Source organism: Streptomyces sp. NPDC020490 (assembly GCF_044335305.1).
Lineage (GTDB): Bacteria > Actinomycetota > Actinomycetes > Streptomycetales > Streptomycetaceae > Streptomyces.
Genome location: NZ_JBIRUY010000033.1, coordinates 18,696 through 44,038 on the forward strand (window position 1 = coordinate 18,696; position 25,343 = coordinate 44,038).

Genomic DNA, 25,343 nt, shown 5'->3' on the forward strand with positions numbered 1-25,343 from the left:
ATGACGACCGCACAGCAAACCCTCGAGTACCTCGACGAGACCGAACTCGTCGACGGTTTCCTCGCCGGGGACGAGGCGTGTCTCGAGGTCGTCCACCGCCGCTGGGGCCCGCTGGTGCACACCCTCGCCAAGCGCTCGCTGGGCGACGCGAGGGAGGCGGAGGACGTCACCCAGTTGGTGTTCCTCGCCGCGTGGCGGGGCCGGGCCGGGTTCGTCCCGGGGCGCGGGACCCTGCCGGCCTGGCTCGTCGGCATCGCCCGCCGGAAGATCGCCGACGCGCTGTCGGCCCGTACTCGGCGGACCGAGCTCGTCGCGGCGGCGGGCGCCAGGCTGCTGCTGACGGTCCCCGACCAGGGGGCCCGGCCGGAGGCGGCGCTCGACCGGGTCCTGCTCGCCCGGGAACTGGAGCGGCTGCCCGCACCGCAGCGTCGCGTGCTCAACCTCGCCTTCTACGACGACCTCACCCAGACCCAGATCGCCGAACTCACCGGGTGGCCGCTGGGCACCGTCAAGAGCCACGCCCGCCGCGGACTGCACCGACTCGCCAGCCGTCTCGCCGACGGCGAGGACGAGCACGCGGCGTGACACCAGTGCACGAACGATGCGCACGCCGCGCCGGAGCCGGTACGGCTCGGTAGGCTCACGCGGGAAGCGACCGCGCAGGTGACGTACCGCATCCGAACGGGTACCCCGGCGGGAATGATCCGGACAGGCGGGACCGGTGCGGGAGGAGTGAGCGGGACGTGCTCGAGGCGGACGTCGCCATCATCGGAGCGGGAGCCGCCGGGCTGTCCCTGGCGCACCGCCTGTCCTGCCCCGAGCCCGGCGCCCGACGGCTGTCCGCCGTCCTGGTCGACGCCCCGCCCGGCCCGCTGCGCCCGCCGCCGCGCACCTGGTGCTTCTGGGAGGCGGGCCGCGGCCGCTACGACGCCGCCGTCACCGCGTCCTGGCGGCGCCTGCGCGTCCACCGGCCCACCGGAGAGCCCATCGAGGACGACATCGCCCCGCTGACGTACAAGATGCTCCGCTCGGACGACTTCGAGTACCTGGTCGGGCACGACCTCGCACAGAGTGGACGGGTGCAGCGGCTCCAGGCGACGGTCGAGAGCGTCGAGGGCGTCCCCGACGGCGCGCGCGTCCACGCCCGGACATCCGACGGCCGGGCCCTGTCCGTGCGGGCCCGCTGGGTGTTCGACTCCCGTCCGCCGGGCAGCCTGCCCGCCGCCCGGACCACGCTGCTGCAGCACTTCCACGGCTGGTTCGTGCGGACCGGCCGCTCCGCGTTCGACCCGGCCCGCGTGGAGCTCATGGACTTCCGCACCGCCCAGCCCGCCAAGGGCCTGTCCTTCGGTTACGTCCTGCCCACCGGCTCCGGGCAGGCCCTGGTGGAGTACACCGAGTTCTCCCCGGCGGTGCTGTCCGCCGACGCCTACGAGGCGGCGCTGCGCCACTACACCGGCAGCGTGCTCGGCCTCGAGGACTTCGAGGTGGTCGGCACCGAGACCGGCGTCATCCCGATGACCGACGGTCCCTTTCCCCGGCAGACGGCGCCGTCGGTCTTCCGCATCGGCGCGGCCGGGGGAGCGACCCGGCCGTCGACCGGCTACACCTTCGCCGGCGTGCAGCGGCAGACCGCCGCCGTCGCGGCCGCCCTGAGCCAGGGGCGCCGTCCGGTGCCGCCGCAGCCCCACTCGGCGCGTTCCCGCGCCATGGACGCCGTCCTGCTGCACGCCCTGGACGGCGGCCTGGTGGACGGCGCGGCCTTCTTCTCCGGCCTGTTCTCCCGGGTGCCCATGGCCCGGCTGCTGCGCTTCCTCGACGGCGGCACCCGCCTGCACGAGGAGGTCGGCATCGGCCTGCGCACCCCCGTCCTGCCCATGCTCCGCGCCGCCGCGGAGGTCCCCCGGCTGCCCCGCCGCCCCTTCCCCGGACCCTGACCGGCGTGCGCCCCACCGCACCCCCCGCGCCCCGACCGGCGTACACCCCGACCGGCCCACCGCACACCCAGCCCACCACACGACCAGCCCACCACACGACCAGCCCACCGCACACCCAGCCCACCGCACACCCAGCCCACCGCACACCCCGTGCCCCCACGCCCCGCACACCGCACGCCCCACACCCGACCACCCGCTCCAGGAGACGGCATGACCTTGCTGCACGACGCGGACCTGGCCGCCGCGTTCGACCGCGCGGCACCCGGCTACGACAGACTCGTCGCCGCCAACCCCGGCTACCACGCCCACCTGCGCCGCTCGGTACGCCGGCTCGGCCTGCCGGGTCCCGGCACGGGACTGCGCGTGCTCGACCTCGGCTGCGGCACGGGCGCGTCCACCGCCGCCCTGTGCGCCGCGCTGCCCGACGCCGAGATCACCGCCGTGGACGCCTCCGCCTGCATGCTGTGCCGCGCGACGGCCAAGCCCTGGCCGAAGGGCGTCCGCTTCGTGTGCGCCCCGGTGGAGGCCCTCGCCGAGGCGGGGGTCGAAGGGCCCTTCGACGCGGTGTTCGCCGCCTACCTCTTCCGCAACGTGACGGACCCCGACGCCGTACTGGCCACCGTCCACCGGCTGCTCGCCCCGCACGGCCGGCTCGCCGTGCACGAGTACACCCTCAGCGGCCGTCCCGCCCACCGCGCGGTGTGGACCGCCGTGTGCCGGGGGCTGGTGCTGCCCGTCGCCACCGCGCTCGGCGACGGCGACCTGTACCGCCACCTGTGGCGCAGCGTCGTCGGCTTCGACACCGCCGACCGGTTCGCGGGCCGCGTCCGCGCCGCCGGGTTCGACCGGGTGCGGGTCCTGCCGCTGCCCGGATGGCAGACCGGCATCACCCACACGGTCGTCGGCCGCCGCGCCCGCTCCACCGCCGGGGGGCCGCGATGACCCGCGAAGCCGCGCCCGCCGCCCGTCCCGGCGGGGACCGGCGCGCCGTCCACCTGCCCGCGCCGCCCGGAGCGCCCCGGGTGAGCGGGACGCCCCGCAGCACCGCCGTCGTCGGCGCCGGCATCGCGGGCCTCGCCGCCGCCACGGCCCTCGCCGAGCGCGGCGTCGACGTCACGCTGTACGAGCGCGAGCCCTACCTGGGCGGCCGGGTGGGCGGCTGGCCGGTGGACCTGTACGACGGCTCGCCCGCGACCATGAGCCGGGGCTTCCACGCCTTCTTCCGCCAGTACTACAATCTGCGCGCCCTGCTGCGCCGCACCGACCCCGGCCTGGAACGCCTCACCGGCCTGCCCGACTACCCGCTGCTCCACGCGAACGGACTGCACGACAGCTTCCGCAGGGTCCCGCGCACCCCGCCGCTGAGCGCGCTCGGCTTCGTCGCGCTCAGCCCCTCCTTCCGCGCGCGGGACCTCGTGCGGATGAACCCGGCCACCGCGCTGGGGCTCCTCGACGTCCGCGTGCCCGACGTCTACGACCGGCTCGACGGCGTCAGCGCCCACGACTTCCTCGAGGCGCTGGGCTTCCCGCAGGCCGCGCGCCACCTGGCCTTCGAGGTCTTCTCCCGCAGCTTCTTCGCCGACCCCCGGCACCTGTCGGCCGCCGAGATGGTCCTGATGTTCCACATCTACTTCCTCGGCTCCGCCGAAGGGCTGCTGTTCGACGTGCCCCGCGACCCGTTCCCGGCGGCCCTGTGGGACCCGCTCGGCGGCTACCTGCGGCAGCACGGTGTCACCCTGCGCACCTCCACGGCCGTCGAGCACGTGTCCCCGGCCGCGGACGGCGCCTTCACGGTCACCGCGGGCGGCGCGGAGACCCGGCACGACAGCGTCGTACTGGCCCTGGACACCCCCGGACTGCGCTCCCTGGTCGGCCGGTCCCCGGGACTGGGCGACGCCGCCTGGCGCGAACGCGTCGCCCGGCTGCGCACCGCACCTCCCTTCCTGGTCTCGCGCCTCTGGCTGGACCGCCCCGTCGCCCGGGACCGGCCCGGCTTCCTGGGCACCGCCGGCTACGGCTCCCTCGACAACGTCAGCGTCCTCGAACGCTGGGAGTCGCAGGCCGCCCGCTGGGCCGGGCGCACCGGCGGATCCGTGGTCGAACTGCACGGATACGCGCTGCCCGAGGACGCCGACCGTGAGGTGGAGACCAAGCGGCTGATCGACCAGCTCGGCCGGGTCTACCCGGAGACCCGGGCCGCGCGGATCCTCGACGAACGGCACGAGTGGCGCCGGGACTGCCCCATGTTCCCGGTCGGCGGCCACGACGAGCGGCCCGGTGTGCACACCCCGCAGACCGGTCTGGTGCTCGCCGGTGACCTGGTGCGCACCGACCTGCCCGTGGCGCTGATGGAGCGGGCCGCCACCACCGGATTCCTGGCCGCCAACGCCCTCCTGCGGTCCTGGGGCGTGCGCGGACACCCGCTGTGGACCGTGCCCGGCCACGGCCGCAGCCGCCTGCTCGGAAGCCTGGCGGGCCGGGTCGCCGGCGGCGCCCGCCGAACACGGTGACGAACACTCTGACGAAAGGGGGGATGAAATGGGAATTCGGGGGTACCTGCCAGCCCGGGCGGCCGACCGGCCGTTCGAGACCGAGGGAGAGGGAACCAACATGACGGCGGCGTTGACGACCGAAGCCGGTGCGGGGCAACTGTCGGAGGTCGCCGACCCCTCCCGGATCGCTCCCAAGGACGCCCGCGAGCTGACCCGTCACTTCCTGGCGCGGCTGGCGGTGCTGGAGGAGGGCACCGAGGAGTACCAGTACGCGCGCAACACCCTGATCGAGATGAACATCTCCCTGGTGCGCTACGCCGCCGCACGGTTCCGCAGCCGCGGGCCGGAGGAGATGGAGGACATCGTGCAGGTCGGTGTCATCGGGCTGATCAAGGCCATCGACCGGTTCGAGGTCTCCCGCGAGGTGGAGTTCACCTCCTTCTCCATCCCCTACATCGTCGGCGAGATCAAGCGGTTCTTCCGCGACACCTCCTGGGCCGTGCACGTGCCGCGCCGGCTGCAGGAGGCCCGGGTGCAGCTGGCGCAGGCGACGGAGGAACTGAGCAGCCGGCTCGGCCGCACGCCGACGGTCGCCGAACTCGCCCAGTTGATGTCACTGACCGAGGAGGAGGTCATCGAGGCGCGGCTGGCCTCCAACGGCTACAACTCCTCCTCCCTGGACGCGGCCATCTCCACCAGCGAGGACGGCGAGAGCGTCCTGGCGGACTTCATCGGCTGCGAGGACGCCGCGCTGGAGCTCGTGGAGGACTTCCACGCCCTGGCGCCGCTGATCTCCCGGCTCGACGAACGCGACCGGCTGATCATCCACATGCGCTTCGTGGAGGAGCGCACCCAGGCGGAGATCGGGGAGCGTCTGGGCGTGTCGCAGATGCACGTCTCCCGCCTGCTCAGCCGCCTGCTGACCCGTCTGCGCGAGGGACTGCTCACCACGGGGTGAGCATCCGGTCCACCGGGCCGCGGCCGCATGCCGCGGACCCCGTCCCCGCGCCTTTCCGTGCCCCGCCGGGAGCCGACGCACCCGGCGGGGCTCGGTCGTGCCCCCGGCCTCCGCCCGGGTTCGGTATGTTTCCCCCTCCGGCCGCCTCCGGGCCCGCCGCGCCCGGCGCCCCGGCGCACCGGGAACGGCCGGGAAGGGGAGCGGAAGCACAGGTCGGGGGGTACGGACGTGCCCGGACCGTGCGGCACGGAGATCGGGACGCGAGTATGCTCCCGACTGTTGTCGGCCGACAACGGTCGGGGCGGACGTGAGGCGGGGAAGGCAGGACAATGGTGACGTCGCAGCCGAGGGCTGCAGGGTCGGCCTCTCCCGTCCGCGTCGACGTCGGCGTGCCGTGGCAGTGGCGCGAGCCGACGGTGCTGCTGGTCGAGGACGACCCCGGCGACGCGCTGCTGGTGGAGGAACTGGTCGCCGACAGCGCCCTGCGGATACGGCTGCGGTGGGTCCGTTCGATGACCGACGCCCGCGACGCCCTGCTGCGGGAGAACCCGGACTGCGTGCTGCTGGACCTCAACCTTCCCGACGCCCGCGGGCTGGAGGCGGTCTCACAGATCCGGGCGCACGCCGACCAGGTGGCCGTAGTGGTCCTCACCGGACTGGCCGAGGAGGAGACGGGCCTGGCCGCGGTGGCGGCCGGCGCCCAGGACTACCTGGTCAAGGGGCGGGTCGAACCGGACCTCTTCGGCCGGGCCGTGCGCTACGCCATCCAGCGCAAGCAAGCCGAACGGGCGGCCGTGGCGCTGCGCGCCAGCCAGCTCCAGGCCCGGGAGAACGCCCGCCTGGAACGCGGCCTGCTGCCGCGCCCGCTGCTGCGCGGCGACGGCGTCGAGGTGGTGGCGCGCTACCGCCCCGGCCGTTCCCAGGCGCTGCTGGGCGGCGACTTCTTCGACATAGTGCAGAGCACGGAAGGCACCGTGCACGCGCTGATCGGCGACGTGTCCGGACACGGACCGGACGAGGCCGCGCTGGGCGTGGCCCTGCGCATCGCGTGGCGCACCCTCGTGCTCAGCGGTGTCACGGGCGCCGAGCAGATCGCGCGGCTCGAGGAGATCCTCGTCGCCGAGCGGGCCCGCACCGAGGTGTTCGCCACGCTGGCCACCCTGACCGCGGCGCCGGGCGAACGCCGGGCCCGCATCATCCGCGCCGGACACCCGGGGATGCTGCTGCGCACGCCGGACGCGCGCGTGGAGTGGGTGGAGGTACCGGCCGGACCGGCGCTCGGCGTGGTGCCCGGCCGGGCCCGGTGGCCGGTCGAGCAGTTCCGGGTGCCGCCCGGAGCGGCGGTGGTGCTGTTCACCGACGGCCTGTTCGAGGGGTACGTCGGACGCGGCCCTGAGCGCCTCGGCGAGCAGGGGCTGCTGCGGCTGGCCCGGGAGACGGCCGGGCTGGCGCCGGAGGACTTCGTCGACGGGCTGATCCAGCGCGCGGAGGAGCTGGCGGAACAACAGGGCGGTCTCGACGACGACGTCGCCGTCCTGCATCTGAGCTGGAACTGAACGAGCCGGACGAACGGGTCGGAGTGTGCGTGTGACTGACGGGACGAGCAGGCCGCCGAGCGGTCCCCGGCTGACGGTGCTGGGCTGGTTCCAGCTGGTCGTGGTCCTGATGATGGTGCTGGTGGTGGTGGGCACCGTCATCGGCGCGCGGCTGCTCGGACAGACCGCGGACATCACCGACCGGCTGACCGGCCGCGTCCTGCCGGCCCAGACCGAGGCGTACCGGCTGCAGGCGGCCCTGGTGGACCAGGAGACGGGGGTGCGCGGCTACGCCATCGTCGCCGACCGGCAGTTCCTCGAACCGTACTCCCAGGGCAGGCGGGACGAGGCCCGCTCGGCCGCCCGCCTGCGGGCGCTCGTCGGCGACCGGCCCGCCCTCCTGAGGGACCTGCGGTCGGTGGAGCGGAACGCGGACACCTGGCGCCGCACCTACGCCGAGCCGCTGATCGCCGACGTCACCGAAGGACAGCCGGGGACGATCGACAAGGCGACCGCCGAACGGGGCCGCAAGGCCTTCGACCAGGTGCGCGCCCAGTGGGCGGCGCAGACCGCCGACCTCACCCGGGCCGTGCACGCCGAGAAGGAACGGCTGGCGCACCAGCGGACCGTCCGGGCGGCGGTCCTCACCGCGCTGGTGGTCCTGTTCCTGCTCACCGGCGCGGTGCTGACGGTGCTGATCCGGCTGCTGGTGGCCCGCCCGCTGGCGGCGCTGCGCGACTCCTCCCGCCGGGTCGCCCGCGGCGAGTTCAGCCACGTCATCACGGGCGGGGGTCCGAAGGACGTCACCGCCGTCGCCGCGGCCGTGGAGGAGATGCGGCAGCGGATCGTCGCCGAACTCGACGCCTCCCGCACCCAGCAGGACCTCCTCACCCGGCAGGCCGCCGACCTCGACGTCCAGGCCGTGGAGCTGCGCCGCTCCAACGCGGAACTGGAGCAGTTCGCCTACGTCGCCTCGCACGACCTCCAGGAGCCGCTGCGCAAGGTGGCCTCCTTCTGCCAGCTGCTGGAGAAGCGGTACGGCGACAAGCTGGACGAGCGCGGCCTGCAGTACATCGACTTCGCCGTCGACGGCGCCAAACGCATGCAGGTGCTCATCAACGACCTGCTCACCTTCTCCCGGGTCGGCCGGGTCAACGACGCCCACCTGCCGGTCGAGCTCGACCAGGCGCTGGACAAGGCGCTGGCCAACCTGGACACCGCCGTCACCGAGGCGCGGGCGCGCGTCGAACGCCCGGAGAGGCTCCCCCGGGTGGTCGGAGACCCGATGCTGCTGGCCATGCTGTGGCAGAACCTCATCGGCAACGCCGTCAAGTTCCGCCACCCCGACCGTGCCCCGGACATCCGCATCACCTGCGAGGAGAGCACCGAGAACCCCGGCAGCCGGCTGCTGAGCGTCACCGACAACGGCATCGGCGTCCCGCAGGAGTTCGCCGAGAAGGTCTTCGTGATCTTCCAGCGGCTGCACAGCCGGGACGCCTACGGGGGCACGGGCATAGGACTCGCCCTGTGCAAGAAGATCGTCGAGTACCACGGCGGCCGGATATGGATCGACCCCGGCCACACCGACGGCACCCGCTTCCGCTTCACCCTGCCGCTCACCGCCGAGGCCGGCGACGACGCGCCTCACGACACCGATGAAAAGGCCCTGACATGACCGAGCCCGGCGCCACCCCGATCGACGTCCTCCTGGTCGAGGACGACCCCGGCGACGAGTTGATGACGCGGGAGGCGTTCGAGGACAACAAGATCGGCAACACGCTGCACGTGGTCCGCGACGGCGAGGAGGCGCTCGACTTCCTCTACCGGCGCGGCGAGTACACGGACGGGCCGACACCGGACCTCATCCTGCTGGACCTGAACCTGCCCAAGTACGACGGCCGGCAGGTCCTGGAGCACATCAAGTCCGACCCGGACCTGTCCCACATCCCCGTGGTGGTGCTCACCACCTCCGCCGCGGAGGAGGACATCCTGCGCAGCTACAAGCTGCACGCCAACGCCTACGTCACCAAGCCGGTGGACCTCGACCAGTTCATCGCGGCGGTCCGCCAGATCGACGACTTCTTCGTCCAGGTGGTTCGGCTGCCCCGCAGCCGCGGCTGAAGCGCCCCCGCGCGGGTGAGATACGTCTCGATCCGTGAGCCGATCGGGTCAGGACTGCATGCTTGCGCCAGCGGGGGTAGAAGTCACGGCGTGAGCGTGGTGAAGGCGAGCTGTATGGAGTCGGCGTCCCCGGACGAGGACGACACCGCTCAGGGTGCTGAGCGGATACAGGCGATGGCGGGTTTCGACGGGGACGACGGTTCCATCGCCGAGGCCCGCCGCGTGGCGGGCGCGTTCCTCGGCAGAGCGCGGTCCCGGCACCGGGTGCCGGTGTCCGTGCGCGCGGTGGACGTGACCCAGCTGGTGGTGAGCGAGCTGGTCACCAACGCCCGCAAGTACGCGCCCGGCCCCGTGCTGATGGACCTGCGGATCGTCGGGGACACGGTCGAGATCGCGGTCTGGGACTCCGACCAGCGGCTGCCTGCGCCGCAGGCCCCGGACCCCGAGCGCCTCGGCCGGCACGGCCTGGAGATCGTGCTGGCCCTGGTGGAGTCCTACGAGGTGACACGCGAGCCGGTGGGCAAGCGCGTCACGGTACGGATCTCCCTGCGCGACACGCCCCACGGCGCGGCCGACCGCCCGCTGGCCGCCTGAACCGCACCCCAGGGCGGCGCTGATACGACCGCGCCCCAGGGCGGCGCTGATACGACCGCGCCCCCGACCCCGGCGCTGATCCCGCCCGCCCTGGCTGCTACTTCACGGCGGCCGGCGTTTCGTCCGTTCGGCCGAGCATGACGGCGCGGTGCCCGGGCAGACGCCCGGACGCCGGGGCAGGAAATGGCGAAGACCCGGCGCCCCAGCGGCGTTGCCCTCGATCTCCGAGCCGGCGGCAACGCCGCTGCGTGGTGTCCGGCGGGGAATCCCGCCGCCGGGCTGGCAGACTGCGCGGCATGGACGTGGACGAAGCACTGCGCCGCCTCGCGGAGGCGGACAGCGACCGGCGCCGACCGGAGTGGTGCGGCGGACGCTACCTCGCGGTGGCCTACGGCGAGAACCTGGCACTGGACGTGGGGCACCTCCGGTCGCTGGGCGCGGAGAAGTTCGCGGCCCGCGGCGCCGCCGCCTCCCTCTACGGCGCCCTGGACCTGCTGGCCGACGACCTCGTGGCGGCCATCGGCGAACCCGTGCAGGACGCGCTCGAGCCGCTGGAGGACGAGGTGTCGCCGGCCGACGACGTGCCCCCGCTCTCCGAGATCGTGTCACCGCGCCGGCGCCTGCTCGCGCTGCTCCTGCTCGGCTTCGGCGGGCCCATGGACCTGGTCACCGAGCGGTTCGAGGAGGAGCACTACCTCGGCGACGCCCTGACCGAGGTACCGGGCGCCCGCTTCGTCCTCCTCGCGAGCGCGGCCCCGCCGCACCAGGAGTTCGCGCTGGGCGTGCTGGAGCTGGGCGTGCTGGAGCCCCGCCGGAGCCCGTCTCAGTCGCCCTCGTTCGGTTCCGCGAGCGCGGGCACGGTCGCGGGCCGGGGTTCGGCCGCCGGGGCGGGGCTGCTCAGGCGGGAGGTCAGCCGGAGCGCCACGGGCTCGGTCCAGCGGGCGGTGAGCGGGCCCACGACGACCAGGATGAGCACGTAGGCCGTGGCGAGCGGGCCCAGGGAGGGTTCGACCCCGGCGGTGACGGCGAGTCCGGCGATGACGATGGAGAACTCGCCGCGCGCGACGAGGGCGCCGCCCGCCCGCCAGCGTCCCCTGGCCGAGACGCCGGCCCGCCTCGCCGCCAGGTAACCGGTGGCGATCTTCGTCAGCGCGGTGACGGCGGCCAGCGCGAGGGCGGGCAGCAGGACCGGCGGAATGCTGGAGGGGTCCGTGTGCAGGCCGAAGAAGACGAAGAACACGGCGGCGAACAGGTCCCGCAGCGGCGCCAGCAGGTTGTGCGCGCCCTCGGCGACCTCGCCGGACAGCGCGATGCCCACCAGGAAGGCGCCGACGGCGGCCGAGACCTGCAGTTCCTGTGCGAGCCCGGCGATCAGCAGGGTCAGCCCCAGCACCACCAGCAGCAGCTTCTCGGGATCGTCGCTGGAGACGAAGCGTGAGATGTGCCGGCCGAACCGCACCGCCGCCACCAGCACCAGCCCGGCGGCACCGAGGGCGACGGCCAGCGTGACGCTGCCGGACGCCAGCCCCGTCCCGGCCAGCAGCGCGGTGATGATCGGCAGGTACACCGCCATCGAGAGGTCTTCCAGGACCAGGATGCTGAGGATCACCGGGGTCTCCCGGTTGCCCAGCCGCCCGAGATCGCCGAGCACCTTGGCGATCACCCCGGACGAGGACACCCACGTCACCCCGGCCAGCACCACCGCGGCCACCGGCCCCCAGCCCAGCAGCAGCGCCGCCACGGCGCCGGGTACGGCGTTCAGCGCGGCGTCGACCAGCCCCGCCGGGTACTGCGTCTTGAGGTTGGACACCAGGTCACTGGCGGTGTACTCCAGGCCCAGCATGAGCAGCAGCAGGATCACGCCGATCTCGGCGCCGATCGCCACGAACTCCCCACTGGTGTCCAGCGGCAGCAGTCCGCCCTGCCCGAAGGCGAGCCCGGCGAGCAGGTACAGCGGGACGGGGGAGAACCGGAAACGCCCGGCGAGCCGGCCCAGCAGCCCCAGGGCGAGGATGATCGCCCCGAATTCGATGAGGAAGACGGCGGAGGAGTGCATGCCGGATCACTCCCGACCGAGGATCGCGGCGGCAGCCTCCACGCCCTCACGGGTGCCGATGACGATGAGGGTGTCGCCGCCGGCCAGCCGGAAGTCCGGTCCCGGAGAGGGGATCGCCTCGGCCAGGCGCAGCACGGCCACGATCGACACCCCGGTCTGCGTCCGCATGCGGGTGTCGCCGAGCAGCCGCCCGTTCCAGTGCGAGGTGGCGGCCAGTTCGATCCGCTCGGCCACCAGCCCCAGCTCGGTCGTCGACAGCAGTCCGGCCCTGTGGTGCGCGGGCATCAGCGCGCCGACGAGCGCCTCCGCCTCCCCGGCCGACAGCCGTACGGACAGCGCGCAGGCGTCGGGATCGTCCTCGCGGTACGCGCTGAGGGTCCGCGCCCCGTCCCGGTGCGCGACCACGGACAGGCGCTGCTGCTCCCGCGTGGTCAGGTCGTAACGGACCCCGATGCCCGGCAACGGCGTACTGCTCACGCGCGCAGCGCCCACGGCTGCCCCCTCTTCGACTTGGGTGTTTCTTGGGTGATTCTTTAACCACACCCTATCGAGCGGTGCCGGAGCGCCGGGTCGCGCCGGTCTACAGGAACCGTCTGATCGGCGTGACGGCGGTCTCCCTGGCCCGCTGGAGGAGGGACCGGCGCCGCCACCGGGCGAGGTCCACCGGGGCGCTCCGCTCGCGGTCCGCGTCGAAGTCGCGGTCCAGGGCCGCGGTGAACTCCTCGTCCAGGACCGCGAGCATGACCTCCTCGTCGTGCTCCAGCGAACGCCGGTTGAAGTTGGTGGACCCGATCAGCGAGGCGACGCCGTCGACCGTCATGATCTTCGTGTGGAGCATGGTCGGCTGGTACTCGCGGATCTCGACGCCCGCCGCCAGCAGCGTCTCGTAGTGCTGCTGTCCGGCCAGCCGGCAGGCCCGCTGGTCGGTGTGCGGGCCGGGCAGCAGGATCTCCACCCGCACCCCGCGCCGGGCGGTGTCCGCGAGGAGGCCGACGAAGTAGTCGTCGGGGGCGAAGTAGGCGGTGGACAGCCGGAAGCGTTCCTCCACGGAGGCCAGCACCACCCGGATCAGCGTCTGCATGTCCTGCCAGCCGAAGCTCGCCGAGCCCCGCACCACCTGGACGGTCGCGCCGCCCACCTGCTCGTGCTCGATGAAGCGGTCGCGTTCGTCGTGCAGCGTGTCATGGCACTCGGCCCAGTTCTGCGCGAACGCGGCGGCTATGCCGTCGACGGCCGGGCCCCGCACCCGGACGTGGGTGTCCCGCCACTCACCGGGATGACGCGCGTCGCCGCACCACTCCTCGGCGATGCCGACCCCTCCGGTGAAGGCGGTGGTCTCGTCGACGACGAGGGCCTTGCGGTGACAGCGGTGGTTCTGCTTCAGCGGGGACAGGCGTACCGGCTTGCGGAACCACGCGACCTGCACGCCCGCGGCGTCCATGGCGTCGAGGAGGTCCCGCTCGATCTTCTGGGCGCCGAACCCGTCGAGCAGGAGGCGCACCCGCAGCCCGGCCCGGGCGCGTTCGGCGAGGGCGTCCGCGAACTCGTGGGCGATCTCGCCGCGCCAGTAGACGAAGGTCATCATGTCGACCGTGTGCCGCGCCGAGCGGATCGCCTCCAGCATGGCGGGGAAGATGGCGTCCCCGTTGCGCAGCGGCGTGAGGTCGTTGCCCTCCGTCGCGGCGATGCCGATCAGGCGTTCGAGCCGTCTTCGCAGCCGCTGCTTGCGGACGCGTGTGCGGTCCGTCGTGCCTTCGCGCACGTCAGCCGTCGCAGCCGTCGCCGTCGCTGTCGTCGCAGCCGCGGGCAGCTCCGGCTTCGGCTCCGGCGTGTCCGGTGTCTCCACCGACCGCAGGGTCATCTCCCGTGCTCCTCTCGTCCTCCACGCCGGGGCCGGCCTCGGACGCGGTCCGCGGCGGGCGCGCGTACGTGTACCCGGCATCGCCCCTCGTACGGCCTGTTCAGCGCGCCTCGTTTCCGCCGCCCGGCGCCGGCTCCGGACCGACGCCGGGCGCCGGCTCCAGATAGACCTCGTCCGCGTAGCACCAGGCCCACACCTCGCCGGGCTCGGCGGAGCACGCCACCGGGTGCCCGGTCTCCTCGTAGTGCGCGGTCGCGTGGGCTCCGGCGGAACTGTCGCAGCAGCCGACGTGCCCGCAGGTCAGGCACGTCCGAAGGTGCAGCCAGGTCCGCCCGCGGGCCGCGCACCGCGCGCAGCCCGGCGGGCGCTCCGGCACGGCGACGGGAGCGCTGCCGCCCAGGTGAGCGCAGCCACGCCCCTCCGGCCGGCCGCCGTCCGGACGTACCCTCCACATGTCCACGGCTCCTCAGCCCTCCTCCTCCGCGCCCGCCGACAGGTACCGACAGTGATTCCGCCGCGGACCGGCCTCCGGTTGCGGCGTGTGCCCCGGCGAGTCGGGGGCATCAGGACCGCACGCACCGTGACGGATTCGACGATCCGAAGGGACGGCCCCCGTGCTGGCGATCTTCTCCGCGGTCCTGTTCTTCATCGCGTTTCTCATCAACGCGGCCGACATCTCGACCAACGACACCTTCACCTCGACCAACGTGATGCTGCTCGGCCTCACCGCGCTGGCCCTGCACCTGGCGGGCATCGGCAGCGCATGGTCCGTGCCGCGCCGCCGGCGCTGACACCGGGCCGCCGCGTTGCCGAGGGCGATAGCCTTTGGGGCGTCCTCGGCACGTCCGCGTTAGGGTCGCCGTCATGACCGACGACAGTCTGCGCTCCGTCACCGTCGAGCGAACCGGCCCCGGCCGCTTCACCGCCACCAACGCCCGCGGCGGCACGATCAGTTTCGGCACCGGTGCCGGTCCCGACGGGGCGGAGGAGTTCACCCCGGTCGAGCTGCTGCTCGCCGCGCTGGGCGGGTGCACGGCGGTCGACGTCGACCTCGCCACCACCCGGCACGCGGAGCCCACCCGGTTCTCCGTCGCCGTGACCGGCCGGAAGACCGACGACGAGCTCGGCAACCGGCTGACCGACCTCACGGTCACCTTCTCCGTCGCCTTCGAGGACGGCGCGGGCGCCGAGCGCGCCCGCGCCATCCTGCCCCGCGCGGTCAGGACCTCGCACGACCGGCTGTGCACGGTCAGCCGTACGGTCGAGACCGGTACGCCGGTGACGGCGACGGTCGAGGACGTCTGAGGTCCGCCCGTGGCCGCGGACGGACGCGCTCAGCGGCCGGCTCCGTCCGGGTGCCGCCGGTCGGAGTCCGGCCAGACGTAGGGCAGGTCGTCCGGCACTCCGGGAAACCTGGCGGCGTAGACGTCCGGGTCCTTGCGGACGAGGGCGGACCGGTGGCTGAGGTGGAAGGCCTCGTCGCCCAGCCACGGCGGCAACTCGCCGGCCGCCGCCAGTTCCGCCTGGCCGCGCGGCGGAGTGCCGGGGCGGAAGGCGGCGAAGTCGGCCACCAGGGTGGCGGCACAGCTGTCCTGGTGGCCCAGCTCGCGCCACACCCGGCAGACCTCCAGCCCGTAGCGCACGAGCGCCTCCTCGTACCCGGTCCACATGCGCACGGCGGGGTGGTGACGCCATCCGTACCCCGGGACGGTCAGGCCGCGCAGCACCTGCAGCGCCTCGACGCGCTGCTTGCCCAGCCGGCGCCGGTCGAGTTCCAGCGCCGACAGCCGGAAGTCGGGGTGGGGCAGAAACGTCTGCATGGGGCGGTTTCCGTTCCGGGCCAGGAGGGCGGGGGAGCCCACCGCGTCCGGGCCCGCTGCCTGCGCCTACGCCTGCTTCTTCCGCTTCAGGGCGGACGGCTTGTGCACCGCCGACCGGCCGGACTTGTCGCTGCGGACCTGGTACTGGGGGTCGTCGGGCGAGGCGTCGACCGTGCGTCCGGCCGCCTCCGTCCGCTCGGTGATCTTCTGCTCGACGGTGCCGGTGGTCTCGGTGCCGTGCGTGCGCCAGGCGACCTTGTCGCCCTTGTGCGGTTCCGTCTCCGATCCCCCCGATCCCTTCTCCGATGCCTTCTCCGGTCCCTTCTCCGGTCCCTTCTCCGGTCCCTTCTTCGAGTCCTTCTTCGGCGAGCTGTCCTTGTCCTTCGCCATGGGCGGGCCTCCTCGTGGGCGGGGTCGGGCACGTCCGCGGTCCACTCTGACGGCGGTCACCCCCGGACGCACCTCGACGGGTTCCCGGTCACCGCCCGAGCATCCAGGCGCGGGTGCCGAACGTCGCGCACGCCTGCGAGGCGAGCGCGGCGGCTGCCCGCAGGCCCGTGACGAAGGCCCGCGTCGTCAGGGGGCCGTGGGCGGCGAGGTGGTGGGCGAGGGCGCCGTGCAGGACGTCCCCCGCGCCGAGCGTGTCCGCCACGCTGACGGCGGGCACCTCCACCGTGCCGCCTCCCTCGGGTCCCGCCCACACGATGGACCGCCCGCCGCGGCTGACCGCCGACCAGGTGACGCCGTGGGCCCGCAGGAACTCCAGTACCTGCGTGGGCGAGCCCGTGCCGGGCGGGCGGAAGTCGGCCGAGCAGACGGCGACATCGGTCAGGGGCAGCAGGCGGTCGGTGCCGTCCTTCCAGCTTCCGCCGTCGTAGAGGACCGGGCGGCCGGCGGCACGTGCGGCGCGGGCGGCCGCCAGGGCCAGCCGCGGATGGTGGCCGTCGGACTCGACGATGTCGTAGCCGGCCACCAGCTCGTCGAGGCCGTCGGGCGGGAGCAGCCGGTGCCGCGCCGCGTTGGTCGAGGCGACGGCGCGCTCCCCGCTGGACGCGGTCACCAGGATCGAGGACACCGCCGGTGGTCCGGGCGAGTCGGCCGCCAGGTCCGTCACGCGCACGCCCAGCCGGGCGAGGTCCGCCGCGGCAGCCACGCCCAGGGGGTGCCGGCCGATCGCGGTGAGCAGCGCGGCCGTACCGCCCAGGTGGCTGAAGACCGCCGCCGCGTTCGCCGCCGGGCCTCCCGCGGCGACGACCTGCTCCCGCGCGGTCACCTTCTCGTCCGGACCGGGCGGACGGTCGACGAGCTGGATGACGTCCAGGGTGCACAGTCCGACGAAGAGCCCCGTGGGCCGCTTCCGCGTCGCCGACGTCACCCGCGGCACCTCCTCGTCCCTGGGTCTCCTGCCCGGTTCCCCTGCCTGGTTCCCCTGCCCGGTTCTGCGGTCAGTGTAGGAACGGACGGCCGCCGCGTGGGCGTGGCGGTTGCGGGCGGGACGGCGGGACGGTCACCGTCGGCGCAGTGCCGGGTCGAGGAGGGAGGGCGGGGTGTCGTTCTTCTCGTGGGGGGCGAGGTCGACGCCGGGGGCGACGACGGCGTCGATCGCGTCGAGGACGTCGGCGGACAGCACGGTGTCGGCGGCGGCGAGCTGTGCGCGCAGGTGGTCCTGCGTGCGCGGGCCGATGAGCGCGCAGGTCACGGCCGGGTGGGCGGTCACGAATCCGAGCGCGAGCTGGATCATGGTCAGGCCGGCCTCGTCGGCGATCCGGGCCAGCCGCTCGACGGCGTCGAGCCGGGCCCGGTTGGCGGGGATGGCGGTGTCGAACCGCTGCGGCATGAACGTCGAACGGTTGGTGGTGATCTCCCGGCCCTCGCGGATCGCGCCCGACAGCCAGCCGGAGGCCAGCGGGCTCCACACCAGTACGCCGAGGCCGTACTCCTCGGTCACCGGCAGCACATGGGTCTCGGCCCCGCGCTGCAGGACGGAATAGCCGGGCTGCTCGGTGACGTACCGGCCCAGGCGGTGCTCGCGGGCCGCCCACTGGGCCTGCACGATGCGGTGCGCCGGGAAGGTCGAGGAGCCGAAGTAGCGGATCTTGCCCGCGCGTTGCAGGTCGGTCAGCGCCGACAGGGTCTCCTCGTCGCCGGTGCTCGGGTCCCACCGGTGGATCTGGTACAGGTCGATGTGGTCGACGCCGAGACGGCGCAGGCTGTCCTCCACCGCGGTGACCAGCCAACGGCGCGAACCGCCCCGGCTGTTGCGCCCGTCGCCCATGGGCAGTCCGGCCTTCGTGGCCAGCACGACGTCGTCGCGGCGTCCGGCGATCGCCTTGCCGGTCATCTCCTCCGATTCGCCGTCGCCGTACTTGTCGGCGGTGTCGATGAGGTTGATCCCGGCCTCGAGGGCGGTGTCGACGAGGGCGGTGACCTCGTCCTGGCTGGTCCGTCCGATCCTTCCGAAGTTCATCGCGCCGAGCGCGAGGGAGCTGACCTGAACGCCGGTGCGGCCCAGGGTGCGGTACTGCATGGCTGTGTTCCTCCGGGAGGCAAGGGGTGGGGTGCCGGCGGGGGCACGGCTTGGCCGGGGGTTCCCGCTCTGGCATCATGAGAAACGGAACGTCGTTCCGGAACCGAAGATACGGAACGTTGTTCCGTTTAGCAAGGCCCGGCCGTGGAAGGAGTGCGCCGTGAACGACGGCGAGGAGGGTGCGGGGCGCGCGGTCCCGTCCAGGCGGGCGGACGCCCGGCGCAACAAGGAGACGCTGCTGGACGCGGCCGCCGCGGTCTTCGTCGCCTCGGGCGTGGAGGCGCCGGTGCGGGACATCGCGGCCAAGGCCGGCGTCGGACTGGGCACGATCTACCGGCACTTCCCGACGCGGGCGGACCTCATCATCGCCGTCTACCGGCACCAGGTCGAAGCCTGCGCCGAGGCCGGTCCCGCTCTGCTGGCGAGCTGCGCGACCCCGTACGACGCGTTGCGGGAGTGGATCGACCGCTTCGTCGAGTTCCTGGTCACCAAGCACGGCCTCGCCGCCGTGCTGCAGTCCGACGACGCCGGCTTCGAGGCGCTGCACGCCTACTTCCTCGACCGCCTCGTGCCCGTGTGCGCCCGGCTGCTCGACGCCGCGGCCGACGCCGGCGAGATCAGCCCCGGCATGGACGCCTTCGCGCTCATGCGTGGCGCCGGCAACCTCTGCATCGGCGCGGAGGGTGATCCCCGCTACGACGCGCGCCGGCTGGTCGGACTCCTCGTCGCGGGACTGCGGCGGAGCTGACCCCTGCCTGACGTACCGTCAACCGGTGGTCGTACAAGGTGACGTGTCCCTAGGATGGACTGCCTCAAGGGCGAAGCCGCCATGTGCGCGCAGGGAGTTGGGGAGACGATGGAGTCCGGGAAGCAGCAGTTGTCCACCAAGATCGATGCCACGGTGCCGACGGCTGCGCGCATGTACGACCACTACCTCGGCGGCAAGGACAACTACGCCGCCGACCGGGCCGCCTGCGAGGAACTGGACAAGGTGGTGCCGAGCACGCGGGCGCTGGCCCTGAACAACCGGCGCTTCCTGCAGCGCGTGGTCAGGACGCTGACCGAGGAGTACGGCATGCGGCAGTTCCTCGACCACGGATCCGGGCTGCCCACCCAGAACAACGTGCACCACGTGGCCCAGGCGATCGACCCGTCCTCGCGCGTGGTGTACGTCGACATCGACCCGATGGTCCTGGTGCACGGCCGTGCCCTGCTGGAGCAGAACGAGCGCACCGCCGTCATCCAGGCGGACTTCCGCGACACCGAAAGCATATTGTCCCACCCCGACACCCAGCGGCTGATCGACTTCTCCCAGCCGGTGGCGGTGCTGTTCAACTCGGTGTTCCACTGCATCCCGGACAGTGACACCGACGGCCCCCTCGCGGTGATCCGGCGGGTGACCGAACGGCTGGCGCCGGGCAGCCACCTGGTGATGTGCCAGCTGGTCAGCGACGACCCCGAGGTGCGGAAGTTCGTCACCGACTTCATGGGCCAGGCCACGCAGGGCAACTGGGGGCGGGTGCGCGAGGAGAAGGATGTCGCGGAGTGGTTCGACGGCATGGACATCCTCGAACCGGGCCTGGTGGAGGTGTCCACCTGGCGTCCCGACAGCGAGGTGGCGCCCCGTCAGCTCACCCAGGAGTGGATCGAGTTCGGGGGAGTGGGGCGCCTGCGCTAGCCGGTATCCCGGTCACGTCTCCGCGTACCGCTGGACGGCGGTGTCGCGGAGGCGGACCAGGGACTCACGGGGGTTGAGGGCCTCGTCGGCCAGCCGGTCCAGAGCCACCCGGTACTCCTCCGTCTCGTCGCGGTCCTCCAGGAACGTGGCGCTCCTGATGTGCTCGAGGTAGACGACGTCGGGCAGGTCGGCGCCGCCGAACCGCAGGTAGGTGACGGGGATGGCGGGCGCGGAGGCGTTCGTGACGTCCAGTGGCACGATCTGCAGCGTCACGTGCGGCAGCCGGGCCATCTTGATCAGGTGCTCGAGCTGCTCCCGCATCACCTCTCGGCTGCCCAGTACCCGCAGCAGCACCGACTCGTCGATGATCGCCCACAGTTGCGGCGCGTCCGGCCGCTCCAGCAACTCCCGCCGCCGCATGCGCAGTTCGACGCGGCGCTCGACCTCGCGGCCCGTCGCCGTGGGCAGCCCGCGCTCCACCACGGCTCGGGTGTAGGCCGGTGTCTGCAGCAGTCCGGGCACGTACTGGATCTCGAAGGTACGGATGGCGTCGGCCGCCTCCTGCAGCCCGACCAGCCGGTCGAACCACTCCGGCATCAGCCGCTTGTCGAACCGCTGCCACCATCCCGGCTCCCCGGCCCGCCGCAGCAACTGCAGCAGCACCGACGTCTCGTGCTCCCCGGTCCCGTACAGCTCCAGAAGCGCGCGGACGTCCGCCTCGGTGGGCGGCCGGCGGCCCTTGCCCGCCTCGATCCGCGACAGCTTCGCCGCGCTGAAGCCCACCGCGCGGGCGGCCTGCTCCTGTGCGAGGCCCGCGTCCTCCCGGAGGCCCGCCAACTGCACGCCGACCAGCATCTTCAGCAGGGTCGGGGCGGGTTCGGTGCGGCTCAGATACGTTTCCAGGCGGGAGATACGCGGTGACTCGGAGGGCATCCTGACTCCCGGTGGGCAGACGGCGACAGGACGCATTATCGCACTGCGGGACCCGCTGTCGCATGCACCGACCGAAGCGGAGGGCCGCTGTCCGCCTCCGGGCTGCGGAGGACGGGCCGTCTCGGGGGTGCGGAGGACGGGCCGTCTCGGGGCTGCGGAGAACGGGTCGTCTCAAGGGGTGCGGAGAACGAGCAGTCTCGGGGCTGTGTCCTGGCCGTGCCCCAGCCGTCTCCGGGTGCGGTGGCGGTCGTGTCTCCGGGTCACAGAAGGTGGTCGAACTCGCCCTCCTTCGCGCCCGCCAGGAAGGCGGCCACCTCGGCCGGCGTGTAGATCAGCGCCGGCCCGTGCGGATCACGGGAGTTGCGCATGGCGATGCCTCCGCCGGCCAGGGCGGCGACCTCGACGCAGTTGCCCTCGGCGTTGCTGTGGTGGCTCTTGATCCAGTCGACGCCCAATGAACTCGCCCGCACTCCGTTCGGAACCGATGCCACGGCATCCTCCTCCACGTGTTCCGTCACGCCGGCCGCTCTGAAGCGGCGTGCTCCGCGTGGCGGCTCCTTCACTCGACCGTGCGCAATTTTCCGTGAAATTGCACGGAGTCGCTGACGGCGTGGATAATAGCCAAGGCGTCAACGTCCGCGCTGACGCTTTGTCCTGACGTCACCTCAGGGAGGCGCTGTGTCGCTGCCCGTGCACCCAGCACCCTGGTCGGGGCCTGGTGCGGAAGTCCCGCCCGCCCGGTCGGCGAAGCGGACCCCACCGGCCGGTGCTTCCCGGCGCGACGCACCGCTGACCGCCACCCTGTGGCTGACCGGCGACGACCACGGCTGCGCCGGGGCGCGGGACTTCACCGGCCGCACCCTCGCCGCCTGGGAGCTGGAGCACTGCCGTGACGACGCGCTCGCCGTCGTCAGCGAACTCGTCGGCAACGTCGTGCTGCACGCCCGGCCGCCCACCCCGGCCGACGAGACCGCTTTCGGGGCGCGACTGAAGCTCACCCTGCGCCCCCGCCACCTGGTGTGCGCGGTCACCGACCGAAGCGACAGCCTGCCCCTGTACCGGCCCCTGACCAGCCCGCTGCAAGAGCACGGACGCGGCCTGCACATCGTCGAGGCCCTGTCCGAACACTGGGGCTGGACCAGGTGCAACCCCGCCGGCAAGACCGTCTGGGCCATGCTGCCCACCCGGTCGTGCCCCTGAGACGACGGCTCGGAGAAGACCCATGACAGGCGTCCCGACCCAGACGGAACCGGCACCGGTGTTCGGGGACCTGGTACGCGTGCCCTGGAGCGACATCGAGGACGCCACCGGGTCCGCCGCGGCCATCCCGTTCCTGCTCGCCGCCATCGCCTCCGGCGACCCGGCCGCCGCCGACACCGCGCTGGACAGGCTGCGCCACCGCATCTGCCAGTACGGCTTCGTCGTCGGCCAGGCCACCGCCGTCACCGTGCCCTTCCTGTGGGACCTCGCCCAGCGCCCCCAGGTCACCTGCCGGGCGCGGATCCTGCGGCTGCTGAAGAACATCGCGGACGCGCGGCAGTGGGAGACCACGGCCGCCGCCTACCCCAAGCTGCGCCGTCACCACAACGACTACGTCGAATGGGAGTCGGCGGCCCGCCGCGCCGTACGCGACCAGAGCGGCGCCATCCCGCGCCTGCTCGCCGAGCGGAACGCCGAACTCGTCCAGGCCACCCGGGAACTCGCCTCCGCCCTGGCCCGATGACGGCCACCGGGCCGGGCACGGCGCACGGCGGTCACCGGCCCGCCTCCGGCGCCGGTCTCATCTCCGGTACCGGTCTCCCCTGCGGTAGGTGCGCGCCACCAGCACCGCGGTCATGACCAGTACGAGGACGGCGACGGCGGCCCAGGGAGGGACCACGCCCGCCGACGGCTGAAGGACAAGGGTGTGCGTGCTCACGTGAGCCTCCGTGGGTGAACTCGATGGGTGGTGGGGTGCGGTGACCGGGCCGGGACCTACGGCAGGGGGGTGCCGCCGGTGGCGTTGAGGATCTCCGCGGTGACGAAGCTCGCGTCCTGGGAGGCGAGGTAGACGTACGCCGGCGCCAGTTCCGCCGGCTGCGCCGGACGGCCCAGCGGGCTCTGCTTGCCGAACTCCGCGGTGTCGGGCATCGTCGCCGGGATCAGCGGCGTCCACACCGGGCCGGGAGCGACCGCGTTGACGCGGACGCCGCGCTCCGCGACCATCTGCGCCAGGCCCTGGGTGAAGGTGACGATCGCGCCCTTGGTCATCGCGTAGTCCAGCAGGTGCGGGCTGGGCTTGTACGCCTGCACCGACGCGGAGTTGATGACGCTGCCGCCCGCGGGGATGTGCGGCAGGGCGAACTTGGTCAGCCAGAACATCCCGTAGAGGTTCGTGCGCAGCACCCGGTCGAACTGCGCGGTCGTGATGGCCTCGATGCCGTCCGGCTGCGACATCTGGTAGGCGGCGTTGTTCACCAGGACGTCGATGCGCCCGAACTCCGCGACCGCGCGCTCGATCAGCGCCCGGCAGTGGTCCTCCTCGCGGATGTCGCACGAGACGGCGACCGCCTTGCGGCCCGCGTCCTCCACCAGCCGGGACGTCTCGCGCGCCTCGTCCGCCTCCTCCTCCAGGTGGGTGAACAGCACGTCGGCGCCCTCACGCGCGTAGGCCAGCGCGACGGCCCTGCCGATGCCGGAGTCCCCGCCCGTGACGACCGTCTTGCGCCCCTCCAGGCGCCCGGAACCGCGGTAGGACTCCTCGCCGTGGTCGGGCGGCGGGTCCATCGGGCCGGTCCAGCCCGGATGCGGCTGGTCCTGCGAGGGGAAGTCGGGCCGGGGGTGCTGCGTGGTCGGGTCCTGCTGGGCGTCCCGCTCGTGGCTCACGTCGGCCTCCTCATCGGTTCGGGATCCGTCCGGGCGATGCGCACGGGCCACCGGGTTCCCTGATCACGCCCGTCGAAAAGCCCTCGTCGGCCGGGCGGCCGCGCGGCCGCCCGGGCGGCTCAGGACCCGATGGTGGCCAGACCCGCGACACCGACGCCGTACAGCACCACGACGGCGACGCTGTCGACGCCCATCCGCAGGTACTGGCGGTGCGGCCGGAAGACCAGACCGGCGACGTAGACGCCGGTCAGGACGATCCCGAGGGCGGTGAGGTAGACGTCGGTGTCGTGCGCGGCGGGCAGCACCGGCTTGCCGGAGAGGACGGCGGCGAGCAGGAACAGCACCGGCAGGAAGGCGTTGCCGCCGAAGATGTCGCTGACGGCGAGCTGGTGGTCGCCGAGTTTCGTGGACGTCAGCCCGGTGCTGATCTCGGGCAGGGAGGTGGCCACGGCGAGCACCGTGGCGCCGAACAGGATGCCGCTCAGACCCTGGCGGGCGAAGAACGTCTCACCGCTGCGCTCGATGACCACCCCGGCGGCCAGCGTCGCCGCGGCGGCGGCGGTGAACACCAGGACCGCGCGCAGGGTGCTGACTCCCTGGTCCGTGGCGGCCTTCTCCTTCTTGCCCTTGGAGTGCCCGCGCGGCTCCGGCTGCGCGCCGGGGGCGTCCCCGCCCTCGCGCCAGGGCAGTCCCTTGCCGGCCCGGTCCAGCAGCACCAGGCCGATCACCCACAGCGCGGCGACGGCCAGCGGCGCGGGGGTGACGCGGGCGAACGACAGGTCCCCGGACAGCTGGGTGCCCATGACGACCACGGCCAGCACCACGATGACGAGGACGCCCTCCAGGACCAGTACGAGACTGGCGGCCATGCGGGTCAACGGCGCCCGCGGCCCGGCCCCGACGGCGTCCAGCACCGCCAGCACCACCGTCTGTACGGCGATGCCGCCGAGGATGTTGCCGACCGCGACCTCCAGCTGCCCGCCCACGGCCGCCGTCGCGGTGATGGCGATCTCCGGCAGGTTCGTGGCGATGGCCAGCAGGATCAGCCCGCCCAGGGCACTGCCGAGGTGCAGCCGTTCGGAGAGCACGTCGGTGGTGCCGGACAGCTTGATCCCCGCGTACCAGATCACGGCGGCGCTCGCGAGGAACAGCAACAGCAGCACGGGTGAGCCCAGAGATCCCATACGGCCGCGGGTACCCGCCCGCCGCACGGCTACCCGCCAAGATCCACGCACGGCGCAGGGCGCACGGCGCACGGCGCGACGGGCGACCTGACGTGACGTCAGAAGGCAGGTGGGTGGGGGAGCGGTGCCGTCCGTGCGGGCCAGGCGCGGAGCTCAGGCCGCCCGCTCGCTTCCGTCCCGCAGGGCGTCGCGCAGGGCGTCGCGCATGAAGCGGCAGCGCTCCAGGGAGCGGCGACGCATCCACAGGGTCCAATAGCAGAACCCGGCGACGGCGAGGGCGGAGAAGGCGGGGAACACCGGATGCCCGTTGACGACCCCGAGGACGAGCACGCCGGCCGCGATCAGGCCCATGAAGCCCAGCCAGTACGGCAGCCAGCGGCGGCCCCGCTCCATCTGGCCCAGGTGCTGGGTGAGCAGCCGCCGCATGGCCGCCCGTTCCCCGGGATCCCTCGGCACCTCGCGGCGCCGGATCTTGCGGTTGAGTTCGGCCACGCCGCCCGGGTCGGTGCCGGCCGCGCGGGCGGCCCGGCGACGCTGCACGGCCAGGAAGGCGACGGCGATGGCGGTGTAGAGGACGGACTGGACCACCCACACCGCCGGATGCTCGTTGCGGCGCACCAGGGCGGTGATGCCCAGAGCCGGCACGAAGACCATGAGCGCCTGCGCGGTGAGACTGCGTTCGAGCCGGCGGTTCAAGGCGCGCATCGCACCTGCCTCCTCGGGGACGACGGGATACGCGGTCCCTGCCCGGATACCCCGTCAGATCCGGCCTACCGGGTGCC

28 protein-coding genes and 1 pseudogene are annotated in these 25,343 nt (G+C 73.2%); 15 read left to right on the plus strand and 14 right to left on the minus strand.

The features are described 5' to 3' along the window. The 9 genes from ACH4ZX_RS29390 to ACH4ZX_RS29430 all read left to right on the plus strand — a co-directional run bounded on the left by ACH4ZX_RS29390 (position 1) and on the right by ACH4ZX_RS29430 (position 9,637). Positions 1 to 585, plus strand: a complete 585-nt coding sequence (locus ACH4ZX_RS29390) for an RNA polymerase sigma factor (RefSeq protein ID WP_398279104.1) — start codon at positions 1 to 3, stop codon at positions 583 to 585. Between the two features lie 158 nt (positions 586 to 743). Further along, complete coding sequence (locus tag ACH4ZX_RS29395; RefSeq protein WP_398279107.1) at positions 744 to 1,937, plus strand: lycopene cyclase family protein; 1,194 nt, start codon at positions 744 to 746, stop codon at positions 1,935 to 1,937. Positions 1,938 to 2,147: 210 nt separating this feature from the next. After that, entirely contained in the window at positions 2,148 to 2,879 is a 732-nt protein-coding gene (locus ACH4ZX_RS29400) for a class I SAM-dependent methyltransferase (protein ID WP_398279110.1), read from the plus strand. Next, the gene (locus ACH4ZX_RS29405) at positions 2,876 to 4,447 is read left to right on the plus strand and encodes an FAD-dependent oxidoreductase (RefSeq protein WP_398279113.1); all 1,572 of its coding nucleotides are present in this window, start codon (positions 2,876 to 2,878) and stop codon (positions 4,445 to 4,447) included. Before ACH4ZX_RS29400 ends, ACH4ZX_RS29405 begins: the two co-directional genes overlap by 4 nt. A gap of 100 nt (positions 4,448 to 4,547) precedes the next feature. Beyond that, positions 4,548 to 5,387, plus strand: a complete 840-nt coding sequence (locus ACH4ZX_RS29410) for a SigB/SigF/SigG family RNA polymerase sigma factor (RefSeq protein ID WP_324789560.1) — start codon at positions 4,548 to 4,550, stop codon at positions 5,385 to 5,387. Positions 5,388 to 5,716: 329 nt separating this feature from the next. Beyond that, positions 5,717 to 6,943, plus strand: a complete 1,227-nt coding sequence (locus ACH4ZX_RS29415; protein ID WP_398279117.1) for a PP2C family protein-serine/threonine phosphatase — start codon at positions 5,717 to 5,719, stop codon at positions 6,941 to 6,943. A gap of 109 nt (positions 6,944 to 7,052) precedes the next feature. Continuing rightward, entirely contained in the window at positions 7,053 to 8,597 is a 1,545-nt protein-coding gene (locus ACH4ZX_RS29420) for a CHASE3 domain-containing protein (protein WP_398279352.1), read from the plus strand. Then, entirely contained in the window at positions 8,594 to 9,043 is a 450-nt protein-coding gene (locus ACH4ZX_RS29425; protein WP_398279120.1) for a response regulator, read from the plus strand. Before ACH4ZX_RS29420 ends, ACH4ZX_RS29425 begins: the two co-directional genes overlap by 4 nt. A 90-nt stretch (positions 9,044 to 9,133) precedes the next feature. Continuing rightward, the gene (locus tag ACH4ZX_RS29430) at positions 9,134 to 9,637 is read left to right on the plus strand and encodes an ATP-binding protein (RefSeq protein ID WP_398279123.1); all 504 of its coding nucleotides are present in this window, start codon (positions 9,134 to 9,136) and stop codon (positions 9,635 to 9,637) included. Positions 9,638 to 10,460: 823 nt separating this feature from the next. Here the strand turns inward: ACH4ZX_RS29430 and ACH4ZX_RS29435 are convergent. The 4 genes from ACH4ZX_RS29435 to ACH4ZX_RS29450 form a co-directional block, all read right to left on the minus strand. Then, a complete protein-coding gene (locus ACH4ZX_RS29435) occupies positions 10,461 to 11,693 on the minus strand; it encodes a cation:proton antiporter (RefSeq protein WP_398279126.1) in 1,233 nt (410 codons plus the stop codon). Between the two features lie 6 nt (positions 11,694 to 11,699). Then, on the minus strand, positions 11,700 to 12,170 hold the full coding sequence (locus tag ACH4ZX_RS29440; protein WP_398279129.1) for a cation:proton antiporter regulatory subunit: 471 nt from the start codon (positions 12,168 to 12,170) through the stop codon (positions 11,700 to 11,702). Between the two features lie 103 nt (positions 12,171 to 12,273). Beyond that, on the minus strand, positions 12,274 to 13,554 hold the full coding sequence (locus ACH4ZX_RS29445; RefSeq protein WP_398279132.1) for a phosphatidylserine/phosphatidylglycerophosphate/cardiolipin synthase family protein: 1,281 nt from the start codon (positions 13,552 to 13,554) through the stop codon (positions 12,274 to 12,276). 100 nt (positions 13,555 to 13,654) lie between these two features. After that, the gene (locus ACH4ZX_RS29450; protein ID WP_398279135.1) at positions 13,655 to 14,008 is read right to left on the minus strand and encodes a UBP-type zinc finger domain-containing protein; all 354 of its coding nucleotides are present in this window, start codon (positions 14,006 to 14,008) and stop codon (positions 13,655 to 13,657) included. A gap of 160 nt (positions 14,009 to 14,168) precedes the next feature. Between ACH4ZX_RS29450 and ACH4ZX_RS29455 the strand changes: the two genes are divergently transcribed. Together ACH4ZX_RS29455 and ACH4ZX_RS29460 are read left to right on the plus strand one after the other, a co-directional pair. Beyond that, positions 14,169 to 14,345: a hypothetical protein gene (locus ACH4ZX_RS29455; RefSeq protein WP_398279138.1), complete on the plus strand. Its 177-nt coding sequence runs from the start codon at positions 14,169 to 14,171 to the stop codon at positions 14,343 to 14,345. Between the two features lie 73 nt (positions 14,346 to 14,418). After that, entirely contained in the window at positions 14,419 to 14,859 is a 441-nt protein-coding gene (locus ACH4ZX_RS29460; RefSeq protein ID WP_398279141.1) for an OsmC family protein, read from the plus strand. A gap of 29 nt (positions 14,860 to 14,888) precedes the next feature. On the opposite strand, the gene ACH4ZX_RS29465 is transcribed toward ACH4ZX_RS29460, so the two are convergent. From ACH4ZX_RS29465 to ACH4ZX_RS29480, 4 genes and pseudogenes are all read right to left on the minus strand, one after another. Beyond that, on the minus strand, positions 14,889 to 15,374 hold the full coding sequence (locus ACH4ZX_RS29465; RefSeq protein WP_398279144.1) for an MSMEG_6728 family protein: 486 nt from the start codon (positions 15,372 to 15,374) through the stop codon (positions 14,889 to 14,891). Between the two features lie 66 nt (positions 15,375 to 15,440). Beyond that, positions 15,441 to 15,650: pseudogene (locus ACH4ZX_RS29470) on the minus strand (DUF2945 domain-containing protein); the annotation flags it as partial. Positions 15,651 to 15,852: 202 nt separating this feature from the next. Next, positions 15,853 to 16,749, minus strand: coding sequence for a PfkB family carbohydrate kinase (locus ACH4ZX_RS29475; RefSeq protein ID WP_398279147.1), 897 nt, complete (start codon positions 16,747 to 16,749; stop codon positions 15,853 to 15,855). A gap of 132 nt (positions 16,750 to 16,881) precedes the next feature. Then, positions 16,882 to 17,901, minus strand: a complete 1,020-nt coding sequence (locus ACH4ZX_RS29480) for an aldo/keto reductase (protein ID WP_398279150.1) — start codon at positions 17,899 to 17,901, stop codon at positions 16,882 to 16,884. Positions 17,902 to 18,061: 160 nt separating this feature from the next. Between ACH4ZX_RS29480 and ACH4ZX_RS29485 the strand changes: the two genes are divergently transcribed. Both ACH4ZX_RS29485 and ACH4ZX_RS29490 read left to right on the plus strand, forming a co-directional pair. Then, positions 18,062 to 18,649: a TetR/AcrR family transcriptional regulator gene (locus ACH4ZX_RS29485; RefSeq protein WP_398279153.1), complete on the plus strand. Its 588-nt coding sequence runs from the start codon at positions 18,062 to 18,064 to the stop codon at positions 18,647 to 18,649. 108 nt (positions 18,650 to 18,757) lie between these two features. After that, a complete protein-coding gene (locus ACH4ZX_RS29490; protein ID WP_398279355.1) occupies positions 18,758 to 19,579 on the plus strand; it encodes an SAM-dependent methyltransferase in 822 nt (273 codons plus the stop codon). A 12-nt stretch (positions 19,580 to 19,591) separates the two neighbouring features. Here ACH4ZX_RS29490 and ACH4ZX_RS29495 read toward each other — a convergent pair whose 3' ends face one another. Next, positions 19,592 to 20,512, minus strand: coding sequence for a helix-turn-helix domain-containing protein (locus tag ACH4ZX_RS29495; protein WP_398279156.1), 921 nt, complete (start codon positions 20,510 to 20,512; stop codon positions 19,592 to 19,594). A gap of 260 nt (positions 20,513 to 20,772) precedes the next feature. Next, positions 20,773 to 21,003: a DUF397 domain-containing protein gene (locus ACH4ZX_RS29500; protein ID WP_398279358.1), complete on the minus strand. Its 231-nt coding sequence runs from the start codon at positions 21,001 to 21,003 to the stop codon at positions 20,773 to 20,775. Between the two features lie 187 nt (positions 21,004 to 21,190). On the opposite strand from ACH4ZX_RS29500, the gene ACH4ZX_RS29505 reads away from it, so the two are divergent. Both ACH4ZX_RS29505 and ACH4ZX_RS29510 read left to right on the plus strand, forming a co-directional pair. Continuing rightward, positions 21,191 to 21,712 carry an ATP-binding protein gene (locus ACH4ZX_RS29505; RefSeq protein ID WP_398279159.1) on the plus strand — a complete coding sequence of 174 codons (522 nt, stop codon included), beginning with the start codon at positions 21,191 to 21,193 and terminating at the stop codon, positions 21,710 to 21,712. Positions 21,713 to 21,734: 22 nt separating this feature from the next. Then, positions 21,735 to 22,235, plus strand: a complete 501-nt coding sequence (locus ACH4ZX_RS29510; RefSeq protein WP_398279162.1) for a hypothetical protein — start codon at positions 21,735 to 21,737, stop codon at positions 22,233 to 22,235. A 57-nt stretch (positions 22,236 to 22,292) separates the two neighbouring features. Here ACH4ZX_RS29510 and ACH4ZX_RS29515 read toward each other — a convergent pair whose 3' ends face one another. The 4 genes from ACH4ZX_RS29515 to ACH4ZX_RS29530 all read right to left on the minus strand — a co-directional run bounded on the left by ACH4ZX_RS29515 (position 22,293) and on the right by ACH4ZX_RS29530 (position 25,266). Beyond that, complete coding sequence (locus tag ACH4ZX_RS29515) at positions 22,293 to 22,430, minus strand: hypothetical protein (protein ID WP_398279165.1); 138 nt, start codon at positions 22,428 to 22,430, stop codon at positions 22,293 to 22,295. Between the two features lie 56 nt (positions 22,431 to 22,486). Further along, entirely contained in the window at positions 22,487 to 23,377 is an 891-nt protein-coding gene (locus ACH4ZX_RS29520; RefSeq protein ID WP_398279168.1) for an SDR family oxidoreductase, read from the minus strand. Between the two features lie 119 nt (positions 23,378 to 23,496). Next, a complete protein-coding gene (locus tag ACH4ZX_RS29525; protein WP_398279171.1) occupies positions 23,497 to 24,561 on the minus strand; it encodes a sodium:calcium antiporter in 1,065 nt (354 codons plus the stop codon). Between the two features lie 153 nt (positions 24,562 to 24,714). Further along, positions 24,715 to 25,266 (minus strand): hypothetical protein, encoded by a 552-nt coding sequence (locus ACH4ZX_RS29530; protein WP_398279174.1) that lies wholly within the window; start codon positions 25,264 to 25,266, stop codon positions 24,715 to 24,717. Positions 25,267 to 25,343: the final 77 nt, after the last annotated feature.

Coding starts and splice junctions, on each gene's coding strand:
- ACH4ZX_RS29390 (WP_398279104.1), top strand. CDS start 1: ATGACGACCGCACAGCAAACCCTCGAGTACCTCGACGAGACCGAACTC.
- ACH4ZX_RS29400 (WP_398279110.1), top strand. CDS start 2,148: ATGACCTTGCTGCACGACGCGGACCTGGCCGCCGCGTTCGACCGCGCG.
- ACH4ZX_RS29405 (WP_398279113.1), top strand. CDS start 2,876: ATGACCCGCGAAGCCGCGCCCGCCGCCCGTCCCGGCGGGGACCGGCGC.
- ACH4ZX_RS29410 (WP_324789560.1), top strand. CDS start 4,548: ATGACGGCGGCGTTGACGACCGAAGCCGGTGCGGGGCAACTGTCGGAG.
- ACH4ZX_RS29415 (WP_398279117.1), top strand. CDS start 5,717: ATGGTGACGTCGCAGCCGAGGGCTGCAGGGTCGGCCTCTCCCGTCCGC.
- ACH4ZX_RS29420 (WP_398279352.1), top strand. CDS start 7,053: ATGATGGTGCTGGTGGTGGTGGGCACCGTCATCGGCGCGCGGCTGCTC.
- ACH4ZX_RS29425 (WP_398279120.1), top strand. CDS start 8,594: ATGACCGAGCCCGGCGCCACCCCGATCGACGTCCTCCTGGTCGAGGAC.
- ACH4ZX_RS29435 (WP_398279126.1), bottom strand. CDS start 11,693: ATGCACTCCTCCGCCGTCTTCCTCATCGAATTCGGGGCGATCATCCTC.
- ACH4ZX_RS29445 (WP_398279132.1), bottom strand. CDS start 13,554: ATGACCCTGCGGTCGGTGGAGACACCGGACACGCCGGAGCCGAAGCCG.
- ACH4ZX_RS29450 (WP_398279135.1), bottom strand. CDS start 14,008: ATGTGGAGGGTACGTCCGGACGGCGGCCGGCCGGAGGGGCGTGGCTGC.
- ACH4ZX_RS29460 (WP_398279141.1), top strand. CDS start 14,419: ATGACCGACGACAGTCTGCGCTCCGTCACCGTCGAGCGAACCGGCCCC.
- ACH4ZX_RS29465 (WP_398279144.1), bottom strand. CDS start 15,374: ATGCAGACGTTTCTGCCCCACCCCGACTTCCGGCTGTCGGCGCTGGAA.
- ACH4ZX_RS29480 (WP_398279150.1), bottom strand. CDS start 17,901: ATGCAGTACCGCACCCTGGGCCGCACCGGCGTTCAGGTCAGCTCCCTC.
- ACH4ZX_RS29490 (WP_398279355.1), top strand. CDS start 18,758: ATGGAGTCCGGGAAGCAGCAGTTGTCCACCAAGATCGATGCCACGGTG.
- ACH4ZX_RS29495 (WP_398279156.1), bottom strand. CDS start 20,512: ATGCCCTCCGAGTCACCGCGTATCTCCCGCCTGGAAACGTATCTGAGC.
- ACH4ZX_RS29510 (WP_398279162.1), top strand. CDS start 21,735: ATGACAGGCGTCCCGACCCAGACGGAACCGGCACCGGTGTTCGGGGAC.
- ACH4ZX_RS29525 (WP_398279171.1), bottom strand. CDS start 24,561: ATGGGATCTCTGGGCTCACCCGTGCTGCTGTTGCTGTTCCTCGCGAGC.
- ACH4ZX_RS29530 (WP_398279174.1), bottom strand. CDS start 25,266: ATGCGCGCCTTGAACCGCCGGCTCGAACGCAGTCTCACCGCGCAGGCG.